Annotated in this window: 19 protein-coding genes; 14 read left to right on the top strand and 5 right to left on the bottom strand. The window is 45.0% G+C overall.

The window, feature by feature from the left end:
* Positions 1 to 2: 2 nt before the first annotated feature.
* The 5 genes from R7M72_RS15785 to R7M72_RS15765 form a co-directional block, all read right to left on the bottom strand.
* Positions 3 to 1,508: an inactive transglutaminase family protein gene (locus R7M72_RS15785; RefSeq protein WP_005378389.1), complete on the bottom strand. Its 1,506-nt coding sequence runs from the start codon at positions 1,506 to 1,508 to the stop codon at positions 3 to 5.
* Positions 1,509 to 1,519: 11 nt separating this feature from the next.
* Entirely contained in the window at positions 1,520 to 2,266 is a 747-nt protein-coding gene (locus R7M72_RS15780; protein ID WP_005378391.1) for an ATP-dependent zinc protease, read from the bottom strand.
* 276 nt (positions 2,267 to 2,542) lie between these two features.
* Entirely contained in the window at positions 2,543 to 3,514 is a 972-nt protein-coding gene (cmoB, locus tag R7M72_RS15775; RefSeq protein ID WP_005387902.1) for a tRNA 5-methoxyuridine(34)/uridine 5-oxyacetic acid(34) synthase CmoB, read from the bottom strand.
* Between the two features lie 81 nt (positions 3,515 to 3,595).
* The gene (cmoA, locus tag R7M72_RS15770; protein WP_017635063.1) at positions 3,596 to 4,333 is read right to left on the bottom strand and encodes a carboxy-S-adenosyl-L-methionine synthase CmoA; all 738 of its coding nucleotides are present in this window, start codon (positions 4,331 to 4,333) and stop codon (positions 3,596 to 3,598) included.
* A gap of 93 nt (positions 4,334 to 4,426) precedes the next feature.
* Positions 4,427 to 5,293, bottom strand: coding sequence for a DUF72 domain-containing protein (locus tag R7M72_RS15765; protein ID WP_033905053.1), 867 nt, complete (start codon positions 5,291 to 5,293; stop codon positions 4,427 to 4,429).
* Positions 5,294 to 5,566: 273 nt separating this feature from the next.
* On the opposite strand from R7M72_RS15765, the gene aspS reads away from it, so the two are divergent.
* From aspS to tolB, 14 genes are all read left to right on the top strand, one after another.
* Complete coding sequence (gene aspS / locus R7M72_RS15760) at positions 5,567 to 7,345, top strand: aspartate--tRNA ligase (RefSeq protein WP_064353747.1); 1,779 nt, start codon at positions 5,567 to 5,569, stop codon at positions 7,343 to 7,345.
* A 141-nt stretch (positions 7,346 to 7,486) separates the two neighbouring features.
* The gene (locus R7M72_RS15755; RefSeq protein ID WP_025766909.1) at positions 7,487 to 8,233 is read left to right on the top strand and encodes a YebC/PmpR family DNA-binding transcriptional regulator; all 747 of its coding nucleotides are present in this window, start codon (positions 7,487 to 7,489) and stop codon (positions 8,231 to 8,233) included.
* Positions 8,234 to 8,325: 92 nt separating this feature from the next.
* Positions 8,326 to 8,847, top strand: a complete 522-nt coding sequence (ruvC, locus tag R7M72_RS15750; protein ID WP_005387909.1) for a crossover junction endodeoxyribonuclease RuvC — start codon at positions 8,326 to 8,328, stop codon at positions 8,845 to 8,847.
* A gap of 67 nt (positions 8,848 to 8,914) precedes the next feature.
* Entirely contained in the window at positions 8,915 to 9,526 is a 612-nt protein-coding gene (gene ruvA / locus R7M72_RS15745; RefSeq protein WP_017820041.1) for a Holliday junction branch migration protein RuvA, read from the top strand.
* A 286-nt stretch (positions 9,527 to 9,812) separates the two neighbouring features.
* Positions 9,813 to 10,817, top strand: coding sequence for a Holliday junction branch migration DNA helicase RuvB (ruvB, locus tag R7M72_RS15740; RefSeq protein ID WP_005378312.1), 1,005 nt, complete (start codon positions 9,813 to 9,815; stop codon positions 10,815 to 10,817).
* A gap of 461 nt (positions 10,818 to 11,278) precedes the next feature.
* Complete coding sequence (gene cydA / locus R7M72_RS15735; RefSeq protein ID WP_005378311.1) at positions 11,279 to 12,865, top strand: cytochrome ubiquinol oxidase subunit I; 1,587 nt, start codon at positions 11,279 to 11,281, stop codon at positions 12,863 to 12,865.
* A 17-nt stretch (positions 12,866 to 12,882) separates the two neighbouring features.
* Positions 12,883 to 14,019, top strand: coding sequence for a cytochrome d ubiquinol oxidase subunit II (gene cydB, locus R7M72_RS15730; protein ID WP_005387923.1), 1,137 nt, complete (start codon positions 12,883 to 12,885; stop codon positions 14,017 to 14,019).
* A 12-nt stretch (positions 14,020 to 14,031) separates the two neighbouring features.
* The gene (gene cydX, locus R7M72_RS15725) at positions 14,032 to 14,139 is read left to right on the top strand and encodes a cytochrome bd-I oxidase subunit CydX (protein WP_000270284.1); all 108 of its coding nucleotides are present in this window, start codon (positions 14,032 to 14,034) and stop codon (positions 14,137 to 14,139) included.
* Positions 14,132 to 14,434, top strand: coding sequence for a cyd operon protein YbgE (gene ybgE, locus R7M72_RS15720; protein ID WP_005378304.1), 303 nt, complete (start codon positions 14,132 to 14,134; stop codon positions 14,432 to 14,434). The genes cydX and ybgE overlap by 8 nt, the downstream gene beginning before the upstream one ends.
* 172 nt (positions 14,435 to 14,606) lie before the next feature.
* Entirely contained in the window at positions 14,607 to 15,026 is a 420-nt protein-coding gene (gene ybgC, locus R7M72_RS15715; protein ID WP_017820044.1) for a tol-pal system-associated acyl-CoA thioesterase, read from the top strand.
* Positions 15,016 to 15,714, top strand: a complete 699-nt coding sequence (gene tolQ / locus R7M72_RS15710; protein ID WP_005378301.1) for a protein TolQ — start codon at positions 15,016 to 15,018, stop codon at positions 15,712 to 15,714. Before ybgC ends, tolQ begins: the two co-directional genes overlap by 11 nt.
* A 3-nt stretch (positions 15,715 to 15,717) precedes the next feature.
* Positions 15,718 to 16,161, top strand: a complete 444-nt coding sequence (locus tag R7M72_RS15705; protein WP_005378298.1) for an ExbD/TolR family protein — start codon at positions 15,718 to 15,720, stop codon at positions 16,159 to 16,161.
* Between the two features lie 13 nt (positions 16,162 to 16,174).
* A complete protein-coding gene (gene tolA, locus R7M72_RS15700; protein WP_017820045.1) occupies positions 16,175 to 17,242 on the top strand; it encodes a cell envelope integrity protein TolA in 1,068 nt (355 codons plus the stop codon).
* Between the two features lie 12 nt (positions 17,243 to 17,254).
* A complete protein-coding gene (gene tolB / locus R7M72_RS15695; RefSeq protein ID WP_005387925.1) occupies positions 17,255 to 18,607 on the top strand; it encodes a Tol-Pal system beta propeller repeat protein TolB in 1,353 nt (450 codons plus the stop codon).
* The last annotated feature ends 19 nt before the right edge of the window (positions 18,608 to 18,626 follow it).

Below are 18,626 nucleotides of genomic sequence, written 5' to 3'. Positions count from 1 at the left end.
GTTTAGTCCTCCGCTAGTGGTTTGAAGCGTCGTAGCTCAGTGAGGCGGTAACCTGTGTAAGTACCTAGTAATAGAATACCGGCCAGAACAATCAACTGTAGACCAATGAAGTTAAAGGTTAAGTGTTGAATGTATGAGTTCGTCATTGCAAGGTAAACTAATACCGCTGTCAGCAATGAACCACCACCTTGCAGAGCAACTTCCTTCGCACCTTCTTCTTCCCATAGGATTGACATACGTTCAATCGTCCAAGACAAGATGATCATAGGGAAGAAGGTAATTGTTAGGCCTTCCGTTAAGCCCATCTTAAACGCAACAACGGTGAACACCGAGATGATCATAATAACGGTAATAATGACCGCAGATATCCTTGCTACCAGCAATAAGTTCAACCTAGACAAATAGCTTCGAATAATCAGGCCTGTACCTACAATTAGCAAGAAACCGACAATACCCGTTAATAGTTGAGTTTGAACAAAAGCAACGGCAATCAACACAGGCATGAAGGTACCGGATGTTTTCAGGCCGATAATCACACGCAAGAACACAACGATCAGAGCACCAATAGGGATGAGCATGATGGTTTTGAACATCGCTTGCTCTTCCAAAGGTAAGCTATGAATTGAAATATTCAGTAATCCATCTGCTTCTATTTTGTTGTTTGTAGCTTGTTGTGGTGTCATTTCTTGCTTAATCATCGAGAAATGCACTTGGCTATTTTTACCACCAACAAGGTCAAGTAAGGATACGTTTGATTCATCCCACACTAACAAGTTGGGTTTCACTGCTTTTTGTTCGGATTTTGGTGAAAACAGTACCCAATCTTTACCTGACCAAACCTGAACCATTGGTTGAATTGTTTGGCGTCGACGACCATCTTCTAGTTCGATAACACCGACGGTTTTGCTCTGTATACCTGCGGTAAGCAAAATATTATGCAGTGCATCAGTACGGCTGAAATCGTTCAGTAGTAGCGACGAGTTTTGGCTATCTGGGTCATTAAGCGCTTTGATAAGCTCACGAGTAAACGTCACATTATCGGCTGAGCGACTCATCGCACGTTCGATAAGGGCATTTGCCGCTGCTGCTTGTGGTGCTGATAGCGTTGGTGGCGTAATGTCTTCCGTTGGCGGTAAAGGAGTGACTTTAGCCTGAGGGTCTACTAAGAACTGGGCTTTGTAGTATATGGTTTGTGGCCCTTGAGCTTGGCGAATTGACCATTCTGCACGACGGCCTGAATCGTCATTGATGTAGGAAACGCCATAACCTGATGAGGAAGCAGATTCACCAATAAGTGTGTAACCACTTTGCGTATGCGGTGCTGCAAGTGACGCTTTTACTTCGTTGCCGTTAGCATTGAACTCAATACGAGCTTCTACATCCCACACCTGGCGAGTTTCGCCTGGCGTCCAAGGCACGCCGTAGTTTTCATGCCTGAAAACACTCAGAGCAATGCCCGCAATCACCAATAAGATGATAGAAAGGTAAAACGGTATTTTTGACGTCATAATCTACCTTATTATTTTTTATCTTCGTCCGTTTGGATATAGGTACGACTTACATCGACAAGTGCTATGTCGCGCATAAATTCTCTACCCAGTAAAATAGGATGGTTCATATGTGAGCGATCTGCCAACGTAAATTGCGCTTTTTCATGAATTTTTCCAACGCGCACCCAAAGTTCTACCACAGCGCGGCGTTCTAACTCTTCACTGGTAACCTGGCGGATTTTGACGTAGCGAATGACAGGAGCTTCGATCCAAGTACTTTTCTCTTCTTCGGATTTACTGGTGTCTGCTAAGTGGAATCGGACCCATTTTTTGCCATTTCTTTCGAACTCTTCAATATCAACGGCATTTAAAGACGACGTCGCGGCACCAGTGTCGATACGTGCATCAAAAGTTTGCTTAATCGACTCTACAGTGACCTTTTCGATAGAGCCAAGGACAATATCGTGAGTTGGGGTTGGTTCCACAGGAGCGGGAGATTGGACAATAATCGGCTCTTTCGGTTTTTTTACTTCTGCCATTGCTTCATCGCGAAATGTAAGAAGTTCAACCTGTAGTTTATCGACTTGTTCTTCAAGGCTGTCGATATAGTCCGATTGGTTGCTGAGCTGCAGCTCTAGGTTGGTAATGCGATTATTGACATTCGCTTCTGAATTTTGAATCGCCGCTAACGTTTCTTGGTGGTACTGTTCGCCTTTGGTTAGTGAGCATCCAGATAGTAAGGCGATGGCAACAATCGGGGTCAATCGTAATAACATTGAAAACCTTGGGATTGGATTAAGTTGTTTATTTTTTAGGAGTTTAGCTTATATCGATAAAGCCTCACAAGTAAGAATGTTTCTCTATTACTTATTGTTTGAGGAATAGTGATGAAAAGCCAAAAATCAAGGACATAAAAGCGCATCCTTATTTAGAGCGTGCTTATATTTTGACGTGACAAATGGATTCAAAAAACAAACTCGCTCATTACGAGGAAAGAGGGTAATGTCTTAACTCGTAAAATGAGTTAAGACAATGTCAGGAATCTCAGCGAATTATGATTTGCGAGCGACAAGAACCGCGCGGCGAGGGGCAGGGTAGCCTTCTACAGTCTTGCTTGGGTCGTTCGGATCTAAGTAGTCAGGTAGAGAGTTATGCGTCATCCAATCTGTGGTACGTTGTTCGTCTACGGACGTGATGTTTTCATCAACGATACGAACATCTTCAAAACCGACCAATTCTAGCCACACTTTTAGGGCTTTTGCTGAAGGGAAGAAATAGACATTACGCATTTGCGCGTAACGAGAAGTCGGGACCAGTACTGCATTCTCATCACCTTCAATCACGAGTGTTTCCAATACGAGTTCACCTCCAGATACTAATTGATCTTTTAGTTGCACTAAATGATCGAGAGGCGAGCGGCGATGGTAAAGCACGCCCATGCTGAATACCGTATCGAACGCTTCTAACTTAGGTAGTTGTTCAATGCCCAATGGCAATAAGTGTGCACGTTGGTCATCGCCCATTAGTTTACGAATTGCTTCGAACTGAATCAGGAACAGGTGAGATGGATCGATACCGACAGTTAAGCGTGCACCTTCGCCTAGCATGCGCCACATGTGGTAGCCGTTACCACAACCTACATCGAGTACGCTGCGATTCTTTAATGGAGAAATATGTGGAAGCACGCGGTCCCATTTCCAATCACTGCGCCACTCAGTATCAATATGGATGCCGTGTACGTGGTATGGGCCTTTGCGCCAAGGATGGAATGTACGAAGTAAGCTTTCTAGCTTTTTAAGTTCCCCTTGAGGCATCGGCTCATTGTTTGAAATCGTGACAGAATCAACAATGTCGATGTTGTCCGGTCTACCCGCTGGGATTTTGTTCAGGGCTTTCAACCAGCGACCAAAGTCACCGTGCTCTGCATTTTGCCAATCCGTTAGCTGTTGTGGAAGCACATTAAGCCAAGGTTGAAGACGAGTGTCTTGGGCAATCAATTGGTAGAAATTTGCAAAGTTAAACATAGTTAGTTAATCGCTGAGTTGATGGGTATAAATTATTAACAAAAGCCGAAATCGGTATGGTTCAGGTTTGGTATGCATGGTCTATTTAATCGCGAACATGGAGCCGAAGTTAAAGCATTGGAACCAAACATCGTAGCTAGAAAAGCCAATTTTAGCGAAACGCTCTTTATGTTCTTTCTTTGAATCTGGGCGCATTACGTTTTCTATCGCGCTGCGCTTTTGGCTGATTTCTAGTTCGCTATAACCATTCGCACGTTTAAAGTCGTGGTGAAGGTCAATTAACAGTTCGTTCGACACTTCATCTTCGAAGACGAATTTCTCAGATAGAATCAAAATGCCACCCGGACGCAGGCCAGCGTAAATTTTTTCGAGCAAGGAGTAACGATCTTCTGGAGAGAGGAATTGCAAAGTGAAGTTCAACACCACCACTGACGCGTTTTCAATTTCGATATTGCGAATGTCTGCTTCTACTACATCCACAGGAGTGTCACTGCGGTAAGCGTTGACGTGAAGTTTACAACGCTCAACCATTGCAGGAGAGTTGTCCACTGCGATGATTTGGCAACCTTCTTGTTTGATATGGCGACGCATAGACAATGTTGCAGCACCCAAAGAACAGCCAAGGTCATAGATGTTTGAGTGAGGTTTTACAAAACGCTCTGCCAGCATACCGATTGCAGAAATGATATTGCTGTAACCCGGTACCGATCGTTGAATCATGTCAGGAAATACTTCCGCTACGCGTTCATCGAACGTGAAATCCCCAATTTTATCGATTGGAGCCGAAAAAATAGTATCTGGATTGCTCTTAGGGTTCATAACTAAGTCTCTGCATACAAGCCGCCTGAAAATGTCAGGCACCAAAAAAGGCGCGTATTTTATGGGAATTTCGCGCCTCTGTCATGTGTTGCGTTAGAACATCTGTAACTGCGAGTTGCCATCGTCAGCTGGGAAAGGCGCTAACTCAGGGAGCGTGATACGTTTTTGTATGTCTTTATACAGGTTTGCAGCCAACTCTGGCGCAATTATATTGTCTGCGGTATGGATCATGACATATGGCTGTTTACCTTCGGCAATCCATTGTGGCAACTTGTTGAGCCATGGTTTAAAAAACTCGTAATTTTGCTGTTCTTCTGGATGACCAATAAAGCGAATCAAAGGGTGTGAAGCGGTAGCAATGGCGTGAACAGGGACTCGTGGTTTTTTCATTTGTGCATCAATAATCGCCTCATTGTCGGGCTTAGCGGCAAAGACTGGGCGGCTATCCATAATAATGCGGTCAATATTATTCTCTACTAACCATTGGTTAAGTGCTCGCTCTTCTTCGCCTTTGGAGAAAAATGCCATATGGCGAACCTCAACACCGAGAGGGAAGTTAGGTGGAAAGCTCGCACAGAACTTTTTCAGTCGATCAAGGTGCTCAGGACCAAATGCGGCTGGTAATTGAATTGTCCATTGGCCCACACGGTCATGCAAAGGCTCCATGACTTTCATGAAATCTCTCAGTTGTTCGCTGCAACCTCTTAGCATTTGCTCATGAGTAATGGCTTTAGGAAGTTTGAAAGTAAAGCGAAAATCATCGTGGGTTGCGGCTCTCCAGTTTTGCACTGTATTGAGCGTCGGTGTGGCATAAAATGTCGTGTTGCCTTCCACGGTATGAAACACTTGCGCATACCTTTCTAAACGTTCAGCGGGCTTTGTCCCGCTGCCGTAAAAACTTTGTTGCCATTGATTGTGCGACCACATCGTCAATCCAAGTCGAAGAGGTAAGTTATCCATTATTCTTTACTGCTTGCTACTCGTGTGAATACTTTACGAGAGTTTTGCTGAAATAGGTAATTTCACGCTATAATCCTCCCCAATTTTTTCGCTTTGGTGCGCTTTTGAACATTTGTTGTACTAAAAAGCACCAGTGAATGATAAAACACACGTAATTGTATGTTGAGTAGTCGATTTTCGTGGACATTCAGCGTATAACAGAATCTTTACTCTGCTTAGCAATGAGGCTGACAGAGCGTAGTTAACAACATTTGAGAGATTGGGAATTTCATTATGCGTACCCATTACTGTGGTCACCTGAACAAGTCCCTTGCAGGACAAACTGTAGAACTTTGCGGCTGGGTTAACCGTCGTCGTGATTTAGGCGGTCTTATTTTTATCGATATGCGAGATCGCGAAGGTATCGTTCAGGTAGTTGTTGATCCAGATATGGCAGATGCGTATGAAGTGGCTAACACACTTCGTAATGAATTCTGTATCAAGCTAACTGGTGAAGTTCGCGTTCGTCCAGAAAGCCAAGTAAACAAAGACATGGCAACAGGTGAAGTTGAGATCCTTGCGAAAGGTCTTGAAATCATCAACCGTTCTGATGTTCTGCCTCTAGACTTCAACCAAAAGAACTCTGAAGAGCAACGTCTGAAGTACCGTTACCTAGATCTACGTCGTCCAGAAATGAGCGACCGTATCAAGCTACGTGCTAAAGCGTCTAGCTTTGTTCGTCGTTTCCTAGATGACAACGGCTTCCTAGACATTGAAACACCAGTACTAACAAAAGCGACACCAGAAGGCGCTCGTGACTACCTAGTACCTAGCCGTGTTCACAAAGGCAGCTTCTACGCGCTTCCTCAGTCTCCACAGCTATTCAAACAGCTTCTAATGATGTCTGGTTTTGACCGTTACTACCAAATCGTTAAGTGTTTCCGTGATGAAGACTTGCGTGCTGACCGTCAACCAGAATTCACTCAGATCGATATCGAAACGTCATTCATGACGGCTGACCAAGTTCGTGCAACGACTGAGAAAATGGTTCGTGAAATGTGGCAAGAGCTACTAAACGTTGACCTAGGTGAATTCCCAGTAATGCCGTTCAGCGAAGCGATTCGTCGTTTCGGTTCGGACAAGCCAGACCTACGTAACCCACTGGAACTAGTAGACGTTGCTGACCTAGTGAAAGATGTTGAGTTCAAAGTATTCTCTGGCCCAGCAAACGACGAAAAAGGCCGTGTTGCCGTTATTCGCGTTCCAGGTGGTGCTTCTCTGACTCGTAAGCAAATTGATGGCTACGGTGAATTCGTTGGCATCTACGGTGCGAAAGGTCTAGCTTGGATGAAGGTTAACGACCGTGCAGCGGGCATGGAAGGTATCCAATCTCCAGTCGCTAAGTTCCTAAATGAAGACGTGATCAACGGCATTCTAGATCGTACTCAAGCGGAATCTGGTGACATTATCCTATTTGGCGCTGATAAAGCGGGCATCGTTGCAGAAGCAATGGGTGCGCTACGTCTGAAACTAGGTAAAGACCTAGAGCTAACGGATGAGTCTGCATGGGCTCCACTATGGGTTGTTGACTTCCCAATGTTCGAAGAAGATGACGAAGGCAACCTACACGCGATGCACCACCCATTCACATCGCCTCTAGGTGTGACTGCAGAAGAGCTAAAAGCAAACCCTGCTGCGGCAAATTCTAACGCTTACGATATGGTTCTAAATGGCTACGAAGTGGGCGGCGGCTCTGTTCGTATCCACAACGCAGATATGCAAGAAGCCGTATTTGATATTCTAGGCATCACACCTGAAGAGCAACAGCTTAAGTTCGGCTTCCTACTTGATGCGCTGAAATTCGGTACGCCTCCACATGCTGGTCTTGCATTCGGCCTTGACCGCCTGGTGATGCTGCTATGTGGTACAGAGAACATCCGTGATGTTATCGCGTTCCCTAAAACAACAGCAGCGGCGTGTCTACTAACAGACGCACCAAGTATTGCGAACCCAGCAGCGCTAGAAGAGCTAGCAATCGCAGTGACTGCAGCGAAAGAAAAAGACGCAGAATAAGCGCACAACATTTGAAGAAAACTCCCGCAACTGCGGGAGTTTTTGTTTAAATAAACCCAAGAAACTTCCAAAGCAATTTCCCAAGCAACGCTTTTAGAACATGTCTGCTATTAAGCGTCAAAATACATTAAAAGGTGAATTATGGCTGGTCATAGTAAATGGGCGAATATTCGTCACCGTAAAGCAGCGCAAGATGCGAAGCGCGGCAAAATCTTTACTAAATTAATCCGTGAAATCGTTGTTGCGGCAAAAGAGGGGGGCGGTGAGCCAGAAAATAACCCACGTTTGCGAGCAGCAATTGATAAAGCACTGTCTAACAACATGACACGTGACACTGTCAACCGCGCTGTCAGCCGAGGTGCTGGTGGTGAAGGCGACGACAACATGGAAACCGTGATCTATGAAGGTTATGGTCCAGGTGGTACGGCGGTCATGGTCGAATGTATGACGGATAACCGAAATCGTACGGTATCTGGCGTACGCCATTCATTCTCAAAGTCAGGCGGTAATCTGGGGACGGATGGTAGCGTCAACTATCTTTTCGACAAGAAAGGCGTGATTTCATATGGCCCAGGTTTAGATGAGGATGCGGTAATGGAAGTAGCATTAGAAAGTGGTGCTGATGACATTGAAACGGCAGAAGATGGCTCGATTGATGTCTACACGGCCCCAGGCGATTTTGGACTCGTAAAAGATGCTCTTGATGCCGCAGGGTTTGAGGCAGAGAACGCTGAGGTGTCGCTGATCCCATCTACGAAAGCAGATTTGGACGCGGATACTGCGCCAAAACTACTTCGTTTGATTGACGCTTTGGAAGATCTGGACGACGTTCAAGAGGTTTATCACAATGGTGATATCTCTGACGACGTTGCGGCTACGCTAGATTAAACTCAAGGTGTCGGGAGCGGTATTTGCTCCGAAGTTAGCAAGTAATAATAAAAAGACTGAGGCCGAATTAGGCCTCATTTTTAGGAACATTCATGTCAATTATTTTGGGCATTGACCCAGGTTCGCGCATTACCGGCTATGGGGTCATTCGTCAAAATGGACGCCACTTGCAATACCTTGGTAGTGGCTGCATTCGTACTTCAGAAAAAGAACTTCCGGGTCGGCTTAAACAGATTTATGCAGGCGTCACGGAAATCATTACCCAGTTTCAACCGGACGTTTTCGCGATCGAGCAAGTGTTTATGGCCAAAAACGCGGATTCAGCGCTAAAACTTGGCCAAGCTCGTGGCAGTGCAATTGTTGCTGCGGTGAATGCGGAGTTGCCGGTATTTGAATACGCGGCTCGTCTTATTAAGCAAGCTGTCGTCGGCACTGGTGGCGCGGACAAAGCGCAAGTTCAGCATATGGTTCAGCAGATGCTTAAATTGCCCGCCAAGCCTCAAGCGGATGCAGCCGATGCTTTAGGTGTGGCGATTTGTCATGCCAATACTAACAAGACTCTCGTTGCGTTAGCGGGCAAAGCAACCAGTGCCAGAAAAGGGCGCTACCGTTAAAATTAACTGGATGTCTATCCAGTTCTTTATTATCCTGTCGCAAATTCATTTCCAAAGAGTATTTATAGTGATTGGACGTCTTCGTGGCATACTGATTGAAAAACAACCACCTGAAGTATTAATTGAAGTTAATGGTATTGGCTATGAAGTCCAGATGCCAATGAGCTGTTTTTACGAACTGCCAAATGTTGGCGAAGAAGCCATTATTTATACTCACTTTGTTGTCCGTGAAGATGCGCAATTGCTATACGGTTTCAACACAGTAAAAGAACGAGCACTTTTCCGTGAAGTGATCAAAGCCAATGGCGTTGGTCCTAAACTCGGTCTTGGTATTCTCTCTGGTATGACAGCAACGCAATTTGTTACTTGTGTGGAACATGAAGACGTTTCTACGCTGGTTAAGCTTCCAGGCGTTGGCAAGAAAACCGCAGAGCGATTGGTTGTTGAAATGAAAGACCGCTTGAAAGGGTGGGGCGCTGGCGATCTATTTACACCATTTACGGATGCTGCTCCTGCGGATTCTAGTGCGACATCCAACAACGCGGAAGAAGAAGCAATCAGTGCGCTTCTAGCTCTAGGTTACAAGCCGACTCAAGCGTCGAAAGTGGTATCTCAGATCGCTAAACCGGACATGAGCAGTGAGCAAATGATCCGTGAAGCTCTAAAATCAATGGTGTAACGCAAGTTGCACAGTGAACATTTGTTCAAGATAACTCATTCTCTAAGGTTAATGCCAATCGCTTAACGATGTTTTTTGTGTCATTCCAGCGAGCCTGGCGAGACTGGGAATCTAATAGCAGCACGCTGAGCGGTTAATGAAACAATTTGACCATAAATCGCTCGGATAGAAGATCCTGTATCACGCTCCTTCGTCGCTGTACAGGATGACGAGATATAGAAATATGCCACTTGCTGTTAAACGAGCGGTATTATTCTCTCAGGTAACCATTTTTCAAGGTAAAAAGATGATTGAAGCCGATCGTTTAATCGCGCCAGAAAACCCTGCCTTTCGTGATGAAGATGTCATTGATCGTGCTATTCGGCCAAAAAAATTAGCGGATTACCAAGGTCAGGACCATGTCCGTGACCAAATGGAAATCTTCATTAAAGCTGCTCAGTTACGTAGCGAAGCACTTGATCACCTTTTGATTTTTGGTCCCCCAGGTTTGGGTAAAACCACACTTGCGAACATCGTTGCCAATGAAATGGAAGTGAACATTCGCACTACTTCAGGCCCTGTACTTGAGAAAGCAGGCGATTTGGCCGCGCTGTTAACCAACCTCGAAGAAAACGATGTGTTGTTCATCGATGAGATTCACCGCTTGAGTCCGATGGTTGAAGAGGTGCTATATCCGGCGATGGAAGATTATCAACTGGATATTATGATCGGTGAAGGTCCGGCCGCTCGTTCTATTAAGATCGATTTACCACCGTTTACGTTAATTGGTGCGACGACCCGAGCGGGCTCTTTGACGTCACCATTGCGCGACCGCTTTGGTATTACTCAGCGCCTTGAGTTTTATAAGATAAAAGACCTCCAAGATATCGTGCAGCGAAGCGCGGATTGTTTAGGTTTATCAATGGAACCTGAAGGTGCATTGGAAGTGGCAAGACGTGCGCGTGGCACACCACGTATTGCTAACCGTTTGCTACGCCGTGTTCGTGATTATGCGGAAGTAAAAGGCAATGGTCACATTTGTGCCGATGTTGCCGATAAGGCGTTGAATATGCTTGATGTGGACGCCGAAGGCTTCGATTACATGGACCGTAAGCTACTACTCGCGATTATGGAAAAATTTGGTGGTGGTCCGGTCGGGCTCGACAACATGGCAGCGGCGATAGGTGAAGAAAAGGACACTATTGAAGACGTTCTTGAACCTTATCTTATTCAGCAAGGTTATTTACAACGCACTCCGCGTGGAAGAATCGCGACAGATCGTGCGTATTTGCATTTCGGAATTGAAAAATAAGATTCCCTCGCTGGGCCTTTGTTGCCCAGCGCTTCATTAAAGTTGACCAAACTCACATTTTTTGAATTTTTTCTCATACTGGTTTAGTAAGTAAAAAGCATTGATTGTTAACTCGATGTTTGCTTGCAACTGGTTAATTTCTCTCCTGATTACTCTCTCTTAACATCCGTATCCAATACTGGTTGATCTAGATCAATGTGATGGATTTTTGTGCAAATTCCGCGCATAAACATTGATGTATATCAAAGCGCGTTACGGCTATAAACCTTTTGAAACAATCTGTTTTTACAAGTAATATTAGCCCCAGCTATATTAGCTGATGCTTAACAATTAACTAACCAATGAAGCACATTTTTGCAACAATGAGTTGTGATAATTCAACATTTTTCAAGTGTAAATAACACCTGAATATGGATTGCAATATGTAGAGAGTGTCATTCAGCCGACACATAGGAGTTACCATGATTGACGTAGTTGATCTATCGCGGTTGCAGTTTGCACTGACAGCGATGTATCACTTCCTATTCGTACCATTGACCCTTGGTATGGCCTTCCTTCTGGCCATTATGGAATCGATGTACGTAATGACGAACAAGCAAATCTATAAGGACATGACCAAGTTCTGGGGTAAGCTATTCGGTATTAACTTTGCACTTGGTGTGGCGACAGGCCTTACCATGGAGTTCCAGTTTGGTACGAACTGGTCTTACTACTCCCACTATGTAGGTGATATCTTCGGTGCACCGCTAGCGATCGAAGCACTTGTCGCATTCTTCCTGGAGTCAACTTTTGTTGGTCTATTCTTCTTCGGGTGGGATCGTCTATCTAAACGCCAACACTTAGCGGTTACCTGGCTTGTGGCACTAGGCTCTAACTTCTCTGCTCTTTGGATTCTTATCGCAAACGGCTGGATGCAAAACCCAGTAGGCGCAGATTTCAACTTCGAAACCATGCGAATGGAAATGGTGAGCTTCTCTGAGGTTGTACTAAACCCAGTTGCTCAGGTTAAGTTCGTGCATACGGTTGCTTCTGGTTACACTTGTGGCGCAATGTTTATTCTAGGCATCAGTTCATACTACCTATTAAAAGGTCGTGACATTGCGTTTGCTCGTCGTTCGTTTGCTATTGCTGCTTCTTTCGGTATTGCAGCTATCTTATCTACCATCGTTCTTGGTGACGAATCTGGCTACGAGCTTGGTGAAGTTCAAAAAGTGAAACTCGCTGCAATTGAAGCAGAGTGGCACACTGAACCTGCACCTGCCGCATTTACGTTATTTGGTGTTCCTAACCAGGAAACGATGCATACCGATTACGCAATTAAGATCCCTTACGTAATGGGTATTATCGCGACACGCTCTTTTGATGAGCAAGTAACAGGTCTTCGTGATTTACGTGATGAACACGTCGATCGTATTCGTGACGGCATGTACGCTTATGAACTTCTAGAGAAGCTTCGTGCGGGCGACAAGTCAGAAGAAAACATGACTGCGTTTGATGAAGTGAAAGGTGACCTAGGTTACGGTCTACTTCTAAAACGCTACACAGACAATGTTGTTGATGCAACAGAAGAGCAAATCCAAGCTGCTGCGGACGACTCAATCCCAACAGTATGGCCGCTATTCTGGTCATTCCGTATCATGGTTGCTTGTGGCTTCATCATGTTGTTTGTCTTTGGTGCGGCGTTTATCCAAACGTGTCGTCAGAAGATTGAACAGAAACAATGGATTCTAAAAGCTGCACTATTTAGCATTCCACTACCTTGGATTGCAATTGAAGCGGGTTGGTTCGTCGCTGAGTACGGCCGTCAGCCTTGGGCTGTAGGTGAAATTCTACCAGTGCATGTTGCAGCTTCTGCGCTAACTGCAGGTGAAATCTGGACTTCACTCTTCGCAATTCTGGCGCTATACACGGTATTCCTGATTGCAGAAGTTTACCTAATGTTGAAATTCGCTCGTAAAGGCCCAAGTAGCCTGAAAACGGGTCGCTACCACTTCGAGCAAAATGCTGACTCTGTTGAAGACAAAGTTAGTCGCCAAGTAGAAGCGTAAGGTAAGGAGATAACAAGATGTTTGATTACGAAATCTTGCGACTCATCTGGTGGGTACTAATCGGTGTTCTACTAGTTGGTTTTGCAGTAACAGACGGCTTCGATATGGGTGTAGGCGCGCTTGTACCTATCATCGGTAAAAACGACACGCAACGCCGTGTCATGATTAACTCAATTGCTCCTCACTGGGATGGTAACCAAGTTTGGCTTATCACTGCTGGTGGTGCACTGTTCGCAGCTTGGCCTTTGGTTTACGCAACGTCATTTTCAGGCTTCTACTTAGCGATGATTTTGACACTAGCAGCGCTATGGCTTCGTCCTCTTGGCCTAGACTACCGCTCTAAAATCGAAGATCCAAAATGGCGCAATAGCTGGGATATCTGTATCTCAATCAGTGGTTTTGTTCCGCCAATCATCTTTGGTGTAGCGTTTGGCAACCTTCTACAAGGTGTACCATTCCAATTGAGTGAGTTCTTGATGCCAACATACCATGGCTCATTCTTTGGTCTACTAAACCCATTTGCACTGTTGTGTGGTCTAGTAAGCTTGTTCATGATTTTGATGCAAGGTTCTACTTGGCTACAAATGAAAACAACAGGCGAAGTGCATGTGCGTGCGCGCAACGTTGCTCAGTTGGCTGGTTTACTGACGGTTGCTGCGTTTGTAGCGGCTGGTTTCTGGATCCAAAATATCGATGGCTACGTCATTGTTGGCGGTATCGACACTAACGCAGCTTCTAACCCTCTAAACAAAGAGGTTATCCGTGAAGCTGGTGCGTGGATGAAGAATTTTGAAAACTACCCATTACTATGGGCTGCTCCTGTACTAGGTGTTGCAATGCCGCTTCTCGCTGTATTGGCATCTCGTCTTGAAAAATGTGCGATTTCGTTCATTACTTCAAGCTTGGGTGTTGCTGGTGTTATCTTTACTGCAGGTTTTGCGATGTTCCCATTCATCATGCCTTCAGACTTAATGCCAAGCCACAGCTTAACAATGTGGGATGCAACGTCATCTGAGCTGACTCTGAACCTAATGACAGGCGTTGCGTTTGTTATGGTGCCAATCATCCTTGGCTACACATCTTGGACTTACTACAAGATGTTTGGTCGCCTTGATGACCAGTACATTGAAGACAACAAAAACTCACTTTACTAAGGAGCATTTACTATGTGGTATTTCGCATGGATTCTAGGTGTACTACTTGCTTGTGCATTCGGTATCATCAACGCTCTTTGGCTAGAGCACTCAGAAATGATGGATAAAGACAGTGAGTAACCTCGCTGATAAGGTAGCGAAACTTCACGCACCAATGGATAAGACTCTGCTACGAGTCTTATCTCTCATCCTTGGCTTTATGCACGTAGGATTGGTGATGTGGGACCCTGAAGCTTACCATCAAGCAATTGGTGGTTTTAACTCAATCATCGCACCAGCACTGATTTGGTCTGTATGTTCAAGCATGGTGTATGGGGTGGGCTTCAAGCCAAGAAACTGGTACTGGCAAGTTTTGTTTAGTCCTTATTTCTCGTTAGCTATCTTAATTTATCTAACGGCACTTTATTTCATTTAGGCTGAAATATGCTGTAATAAAGTCGGTTACTAAATCATCGAATAAAAGCTAGGTATCTCGCCTAGCTTTTATTTTTTCTACAAATTTCAAAAATATTTCCTTAGCTCGGTACCAATTGCTGTCGCTTCAGTTATAGTAATTACTTTAAAGAATTGAATATATTGGTACTCCCTTGCAAGGCACATCAAATCTCTTTCACTGGCCGATCACCGTGTACTATGAAGACACTGATGCGGGCGGTGTTGTATATCATTCTAATTATCTAAAATTCTTTGAGCGCGCACGGACAGAGATGTTACGTGCTAAAGGCATTTCTCAACATGTGTTACTGGAACAAAATATCGGCTTTGTTGTCCGACACATGGATATCGATTTCAACCAAGGGGCTAGGCTGGACGAGCATCTGACAGTCGTAACCCGAGTGTCAGAAATAAAACGTGCTTCTCTGCAATTCTGTCAAGAGTTGGTCAATGATCAAGGCAAGATATTGTGCAAGGCCTCGGTTAAGGTAGCATGTATCGATAATAAGAAAATGAAACCAATAGCTATTCCAACCTTTATAAATTCGGAGCTAACAAATAGTGACTGCTGATATTTCCATTTTAGATCTCTTTCTTCAGGCCAGTCTGTTGGTAAAGCTTGTGATGCTGACGTTGCTTGGCATGTCAATTGTGTCATGGGCAATGATCATCAAGCGCAGCAAAGTGCTTTCTCAAGCATCAAAAAATGCAGAGCAGTTTGAAGACAAATTTTGGTCGGGTACTGATCTTTCTCAGCTTTACCAAAAAGTAAAAGCGCGTAAAGACGAAATTGAAGGCACAGAAGAAATCTTCTACGCAGGTTTTACAGAGTTTGCTCGCCTACGTAAGAGCAACGCAAATTCACCAGCTTACATCATGGAAGGCACTGGCCGCGCAATGCGCGTTGCTGTTTCTCGTGAAGTAGATGAGCTAGAAACAAGCTTACCGTTTTTGGCAACAGTCGGTTCTATAAGCCCTTATATCGGCCTATTTGGTACCGTTTGGGGCATCATGCACGCCTTTATTGCGCTGGGTGAAGTAAAGCAAGCTACGTTGTCTATGGTTGCACCGGGTATCGCCGAGGCACTTATCGCGACAGCGATGGGGCTATTTGCGGCTATTCCGGCAGTAATGGCGTACAACCGCCTAAGCAATAAAGTGAGTAAACTAGAGCACACTTACGCAACATTTTCTGAAGAATTCCACAGCATCCTTCATCGTCAAGCGATGGCTGGCCGAGACAGCGCGGATAAGGAATAAAGCATGGCGGGTTATCAACCTAAAAAGCGAAAAATGACAGCGGAGATCAACGTTGTTCCGTATATCGACGTAATGCTCGTACTGTTGATCATTTTTATGGCGACCGCTCCATTTGTGACTCAAGGCGTCGACGTTGATCTTCCGAAAACATCGACCGCAGAATCTATGCAAGACCTTGCTGGCGAGACTGACAGTAGCTTTATTATCATCGAAATTGATAGCGAGGGTAATTTAGGCCTAAGCGTAAATGATGAAGAAGTTCAGCGAGGTTTGTCGTTGCAAGATGTTATTGTGCGAGTGAAAGCGGAGCGAGAGGTTAAGCCGGATTCACCAGTTGCGGTAGGTGGCGACGCGGCAACACCATATGCCGATGTTGTTCTATTGCTAGATGAACTAAGTCGAGCTGGTATCCCTAAGGTAGGTCTAATGACCGATATCAGGGAATAGACATCAATTATCTATGAAAGATCACAAGAAGAAACCCAACCAATACGCCAAACCGATAGCAATATCGGTTGGTTTGCATGCAATTCTAGTTGCAGCCCTGCTTTGGGGGACGGACTTCAACATGTCTAAACCAGAGCCTACAGGGCAAATGGTTCAAGCTGTTGTCATCGATCCAAAACTTGTGCAGCAACAAGCGAAAGAAATTCGCCAGCAACGCGAAAAGGCAGCGAAAAAAGAACAAGAGCGTCTTGATAAACTGAGACGCGAAGCAGAGCAGCTAGAAAAAAACCGCAAAGCTGAAGAAGAGCAAATTCGCAAGTTGAAAGAGCAGCAAGCGAAAGATGCTCAAGCGGCACGAGAAGCAGAAGCTGCACGTAAGAAAAAAGAGCAAGAGCGCAAGCAGGAAGAAGAACGTGTTCGCAAAGAAAAAGAGCGAGCTGCTAAGCTAGAAAAAGAGCGCAAGGCAAAAGAAGAAGCCGTGCGTAAAGCTGAGCAGGAGCGTTTAGCAAAAGAAGCGGCTATAGCAAAAGCTGAGCAAGAACGTTTAGCTCGTGAAAAAGCAGCAAAAGAAGCGGAAGAAAAAGCACGTCGTGAGCGTGAAGCTGCTGAAAAAGCTGAACAAGAGCGCATTGCAAAAGAGAAAGCGGCAAAAGAGGCAGCGGAGCGAGAGCGTAAAGCGAGAGAAGCAGCTGAGCGTGCCGAGCGTGAGCGTAAAGCTCAAGAAGCCGCGTTAGATGATATTTTTGCGGGTCTCGAGGATGAGGTCAGTAAAAACAGTGCTGCGCGCAATCAATTTATTGACGACGAACTTTCTCGTATGTCATCCATCTATACTCAAAATATTCAGCAAAAGCTGATTAAGGATGACTACTTGCTGGGAAAGGAGTGTAGGGTAAACATCAAATTGATTCCGACAGGAACTGATATGATGGTCTCTGGTGTTACCGTTTTGAGTGGTGATACTCGAGTATGTGCTGCGGCGAAGCGAGCAATAGCTCAGGTAGGGACGTTCCCTAAATCTTCAGAATCAGCGGTCAATGAAAGACTAAAAGACATCAACATAACTGTTGCTTTGGACTAAAAGGAATAAGACGTGATTAGACGCCTTTTACTAGGAATGTTTGTACTGTTTAGCAGTATGACAAATGTGGCGAATGCCGCATTAGAGTTGGTCATTACCGATGGTATTGATTCAGCACGACCAATTGCTGTTGTTCCGTTTAAGTGGGAGGGCACACAAGCGCTTCCAACGGATGTTTCTGCTGTTATCGCCTCGGATTTACAACGTAGTGGTAAATTTAGCCCAGTTCCAACGAGCAAAATGCCACAAACACCGTTCAGTGAATCAGAAGTTAATTTTGATGCTTGGACCAATTTAGGCGTGGATGCGCTATTGACTGGTTCAATCAAGCAAAACGACCAAGGTGACTACGTTATCAACTATCAACTTGTTGATATTGTGCGTGGTCAGTTAACGGGTGGGAAGAGTAAGGCGCTTGGTAGTGACGGTGAATTGGTTCTGTCAAAAGATCATGTGCTGTTCAATAAAGTAGCCACTGTTCAAGGGCCTCGTATGCGTGAGTACGCTCACCGTATCTCTGATTTGGTGTATGAGCAGTTGACTGGCGACCGTGGCGCTTTCATGACTCGTATCGCATATGTGGTAGTGAACGATAAAGACCGTTTCCCTTACCAACTTCGAGTCGCTGATTACGATGGCTACAATGAGCGTCTGGTTTTACGCTCTAAGCAACCATTAATGTCACCAGCGTGGTCACCAGATGGTAAAAAGCTTGCGTATGTTAGCTTCCAAAATGGCCAAGCAGAAATCTTCATAATGAACATCTACACCGGTGAACGTGAGAAAATTACTTCATACCCACGTCACAATGGTGCACCAAGATTTTCGCCTGATGGCAATAAGTTAGCGATTGTTCTTTCTAAAACAGGCTCGCTTCATGTTTATACGTTTGACCTTAACACTCGTAAACTGACGCAAATTACGCGTGGCAGATCAAATAATACGGAACCGTTCTGGCATCCGGATGGAAAATCGTTGATTTTCACATCGGATAGGGGTGGTAAACCACAGATTTATCAAGTAAATTTGGGCAGCGGTTCTATTGACCGTTTGACTTGGCAAGGCAGCCAAAATTTGGGTGGTCAGATTACTCCTGATGGGCGATTCCTAGTTATGGTGAACCGCAGCAACGCAGGATTTAATTTGGCGAAACAAGATTTGGAAACTGGTGCTCTTCAAGTCTTAACTAAGACCTTGCTTGATGAGTCTCCTAGTATTGCCCCAAACGGTGGCATGGTTGTGTATAGCTCGATTTACAACAAGAAAAACGTACTATCGATGGTGTCAATTGATGGTCGATTCAAAGCTAGATTACCGGCAACAAATGGGCGTGTTCGAGCGCCTGCATGGTCACCGTTTTTGTAGTAATAAGTTTGATTAATAA

Origin of the sequence: Vibrio sp. YT-18 (genome assembly GCF_033337345.1) — a bacterium.
Lineage (GTDB): Bacteria > Pseudomonadota > Gammaproteobacteria > Enterobacterales > Vibrionaceae > Vibrio > Vibrio alginolyticus.
The sequence above is the reverse complement of the archived record's forward strand: the minus strand, read 5'-3'. Positions and strand labels throughout refer to the sequence as shown.

What these genes read in the sequence shown, in the direction of transcription:
- R7M72_RS15785 (WP_005378389.1), bottom strand. Translation starts at nt 1,508, where the DNA reads ATGACGTCAAAAATACCGTTTTACCTTTCTATCATCTTATTGGTGATT.
- R7M72_RS15780 (WP_005378391.1), bottom strand. Translation starts at nt 2,266, where the DNA reads ATGTTATTACGATTGACCCCGATTGTTGCCATCGCCTTACTATCTGGA.
- cmoB (WP_005387902.1), bottom strand. Translation starts at nt 3,514, where the DNA reads ATGTTTAACTTTGCAAATTTCTACCAATTGATTGCCCAAGACACTCGT.
- cmoA (WP_017635063.1), bottom strand. Translation starts at nt 4,333, where the DNA reads ATGAACCCTAAGAGCAATCCAGATACTATTTTTTCGGCTCCAATCGAT.
- R7M72_RS15765 (WP_033905053.1), bottom strand. Translation starts at nt 5,293, where the DNA reads ATGGATAACTTACCTCTTCGACTTGGATTGACGATGTGGTCGCACAAT.
- aspS (WP_064353747.1), top strand. Translation starts at nt 5,567, where the DNA reads ATGCGTACCCATTACTGTGGTCACCTGAACAAGTCCCTTGCAGGACAA.
- R7M72_RS15755 (WP_025766909.1), top strand. Translation starts at nt 7,487, where the DNA reads ATGGCTGGTCATAGTAAATGGGCGAATATTCGTCACCGTAAAGCAGCG.
- ruvC (WP_005387909.1), top strand. Translation starts at nt 8,326, where the DNA reads ATGTCAATTATTTTGGGCATTGACCCAGGTTCGCGCATTACCGGCTAT.
- ruvB (WP_005378312.1), top strand. Translation starts at nt 9,813, where the DNA reads ATGATTGAAGCCGATCGTTTAATCGCGCCAGAAAACCCTGCCTTTCGT.
- cydA (WP_005378311.1), top strand. Translation starts at nt 11,279, where the DNA reads ATGATTGACGTAGTTGATCTATCGCGGTTGCAGTTTGCACTGACAGCG.
- cydB (WP_005387923.1), top strand. Translation starts at nt 12,883, where the DNA reads ATGTTTGATTACGAAATCTTGCGACTCATCTGGTGGGTACTAATCGGT.
- cydX (WP_000270284.1), top strand. Translation starts at nt 14,032, where the DNA reads ATGTGGTATTTCGCATGGATTCTAGGTGTACTACTTGCTTGTGCATTC.
- R7M72_RS15705 (WP_005378298.1), top strand. Translation starts at nt 15,718, where the DNA reads ATGGCGGGTTATCAACCTAAAAAGCGAAAAATGACAGCGGAGATCAAC.
- tolA (WP_017820045.1), top strand. Translation starts at nt 16,175, where the DNA reads ATGAAAGATCACAAGAAGAAACCCAACCAATACGCCAAACCGATAGCA.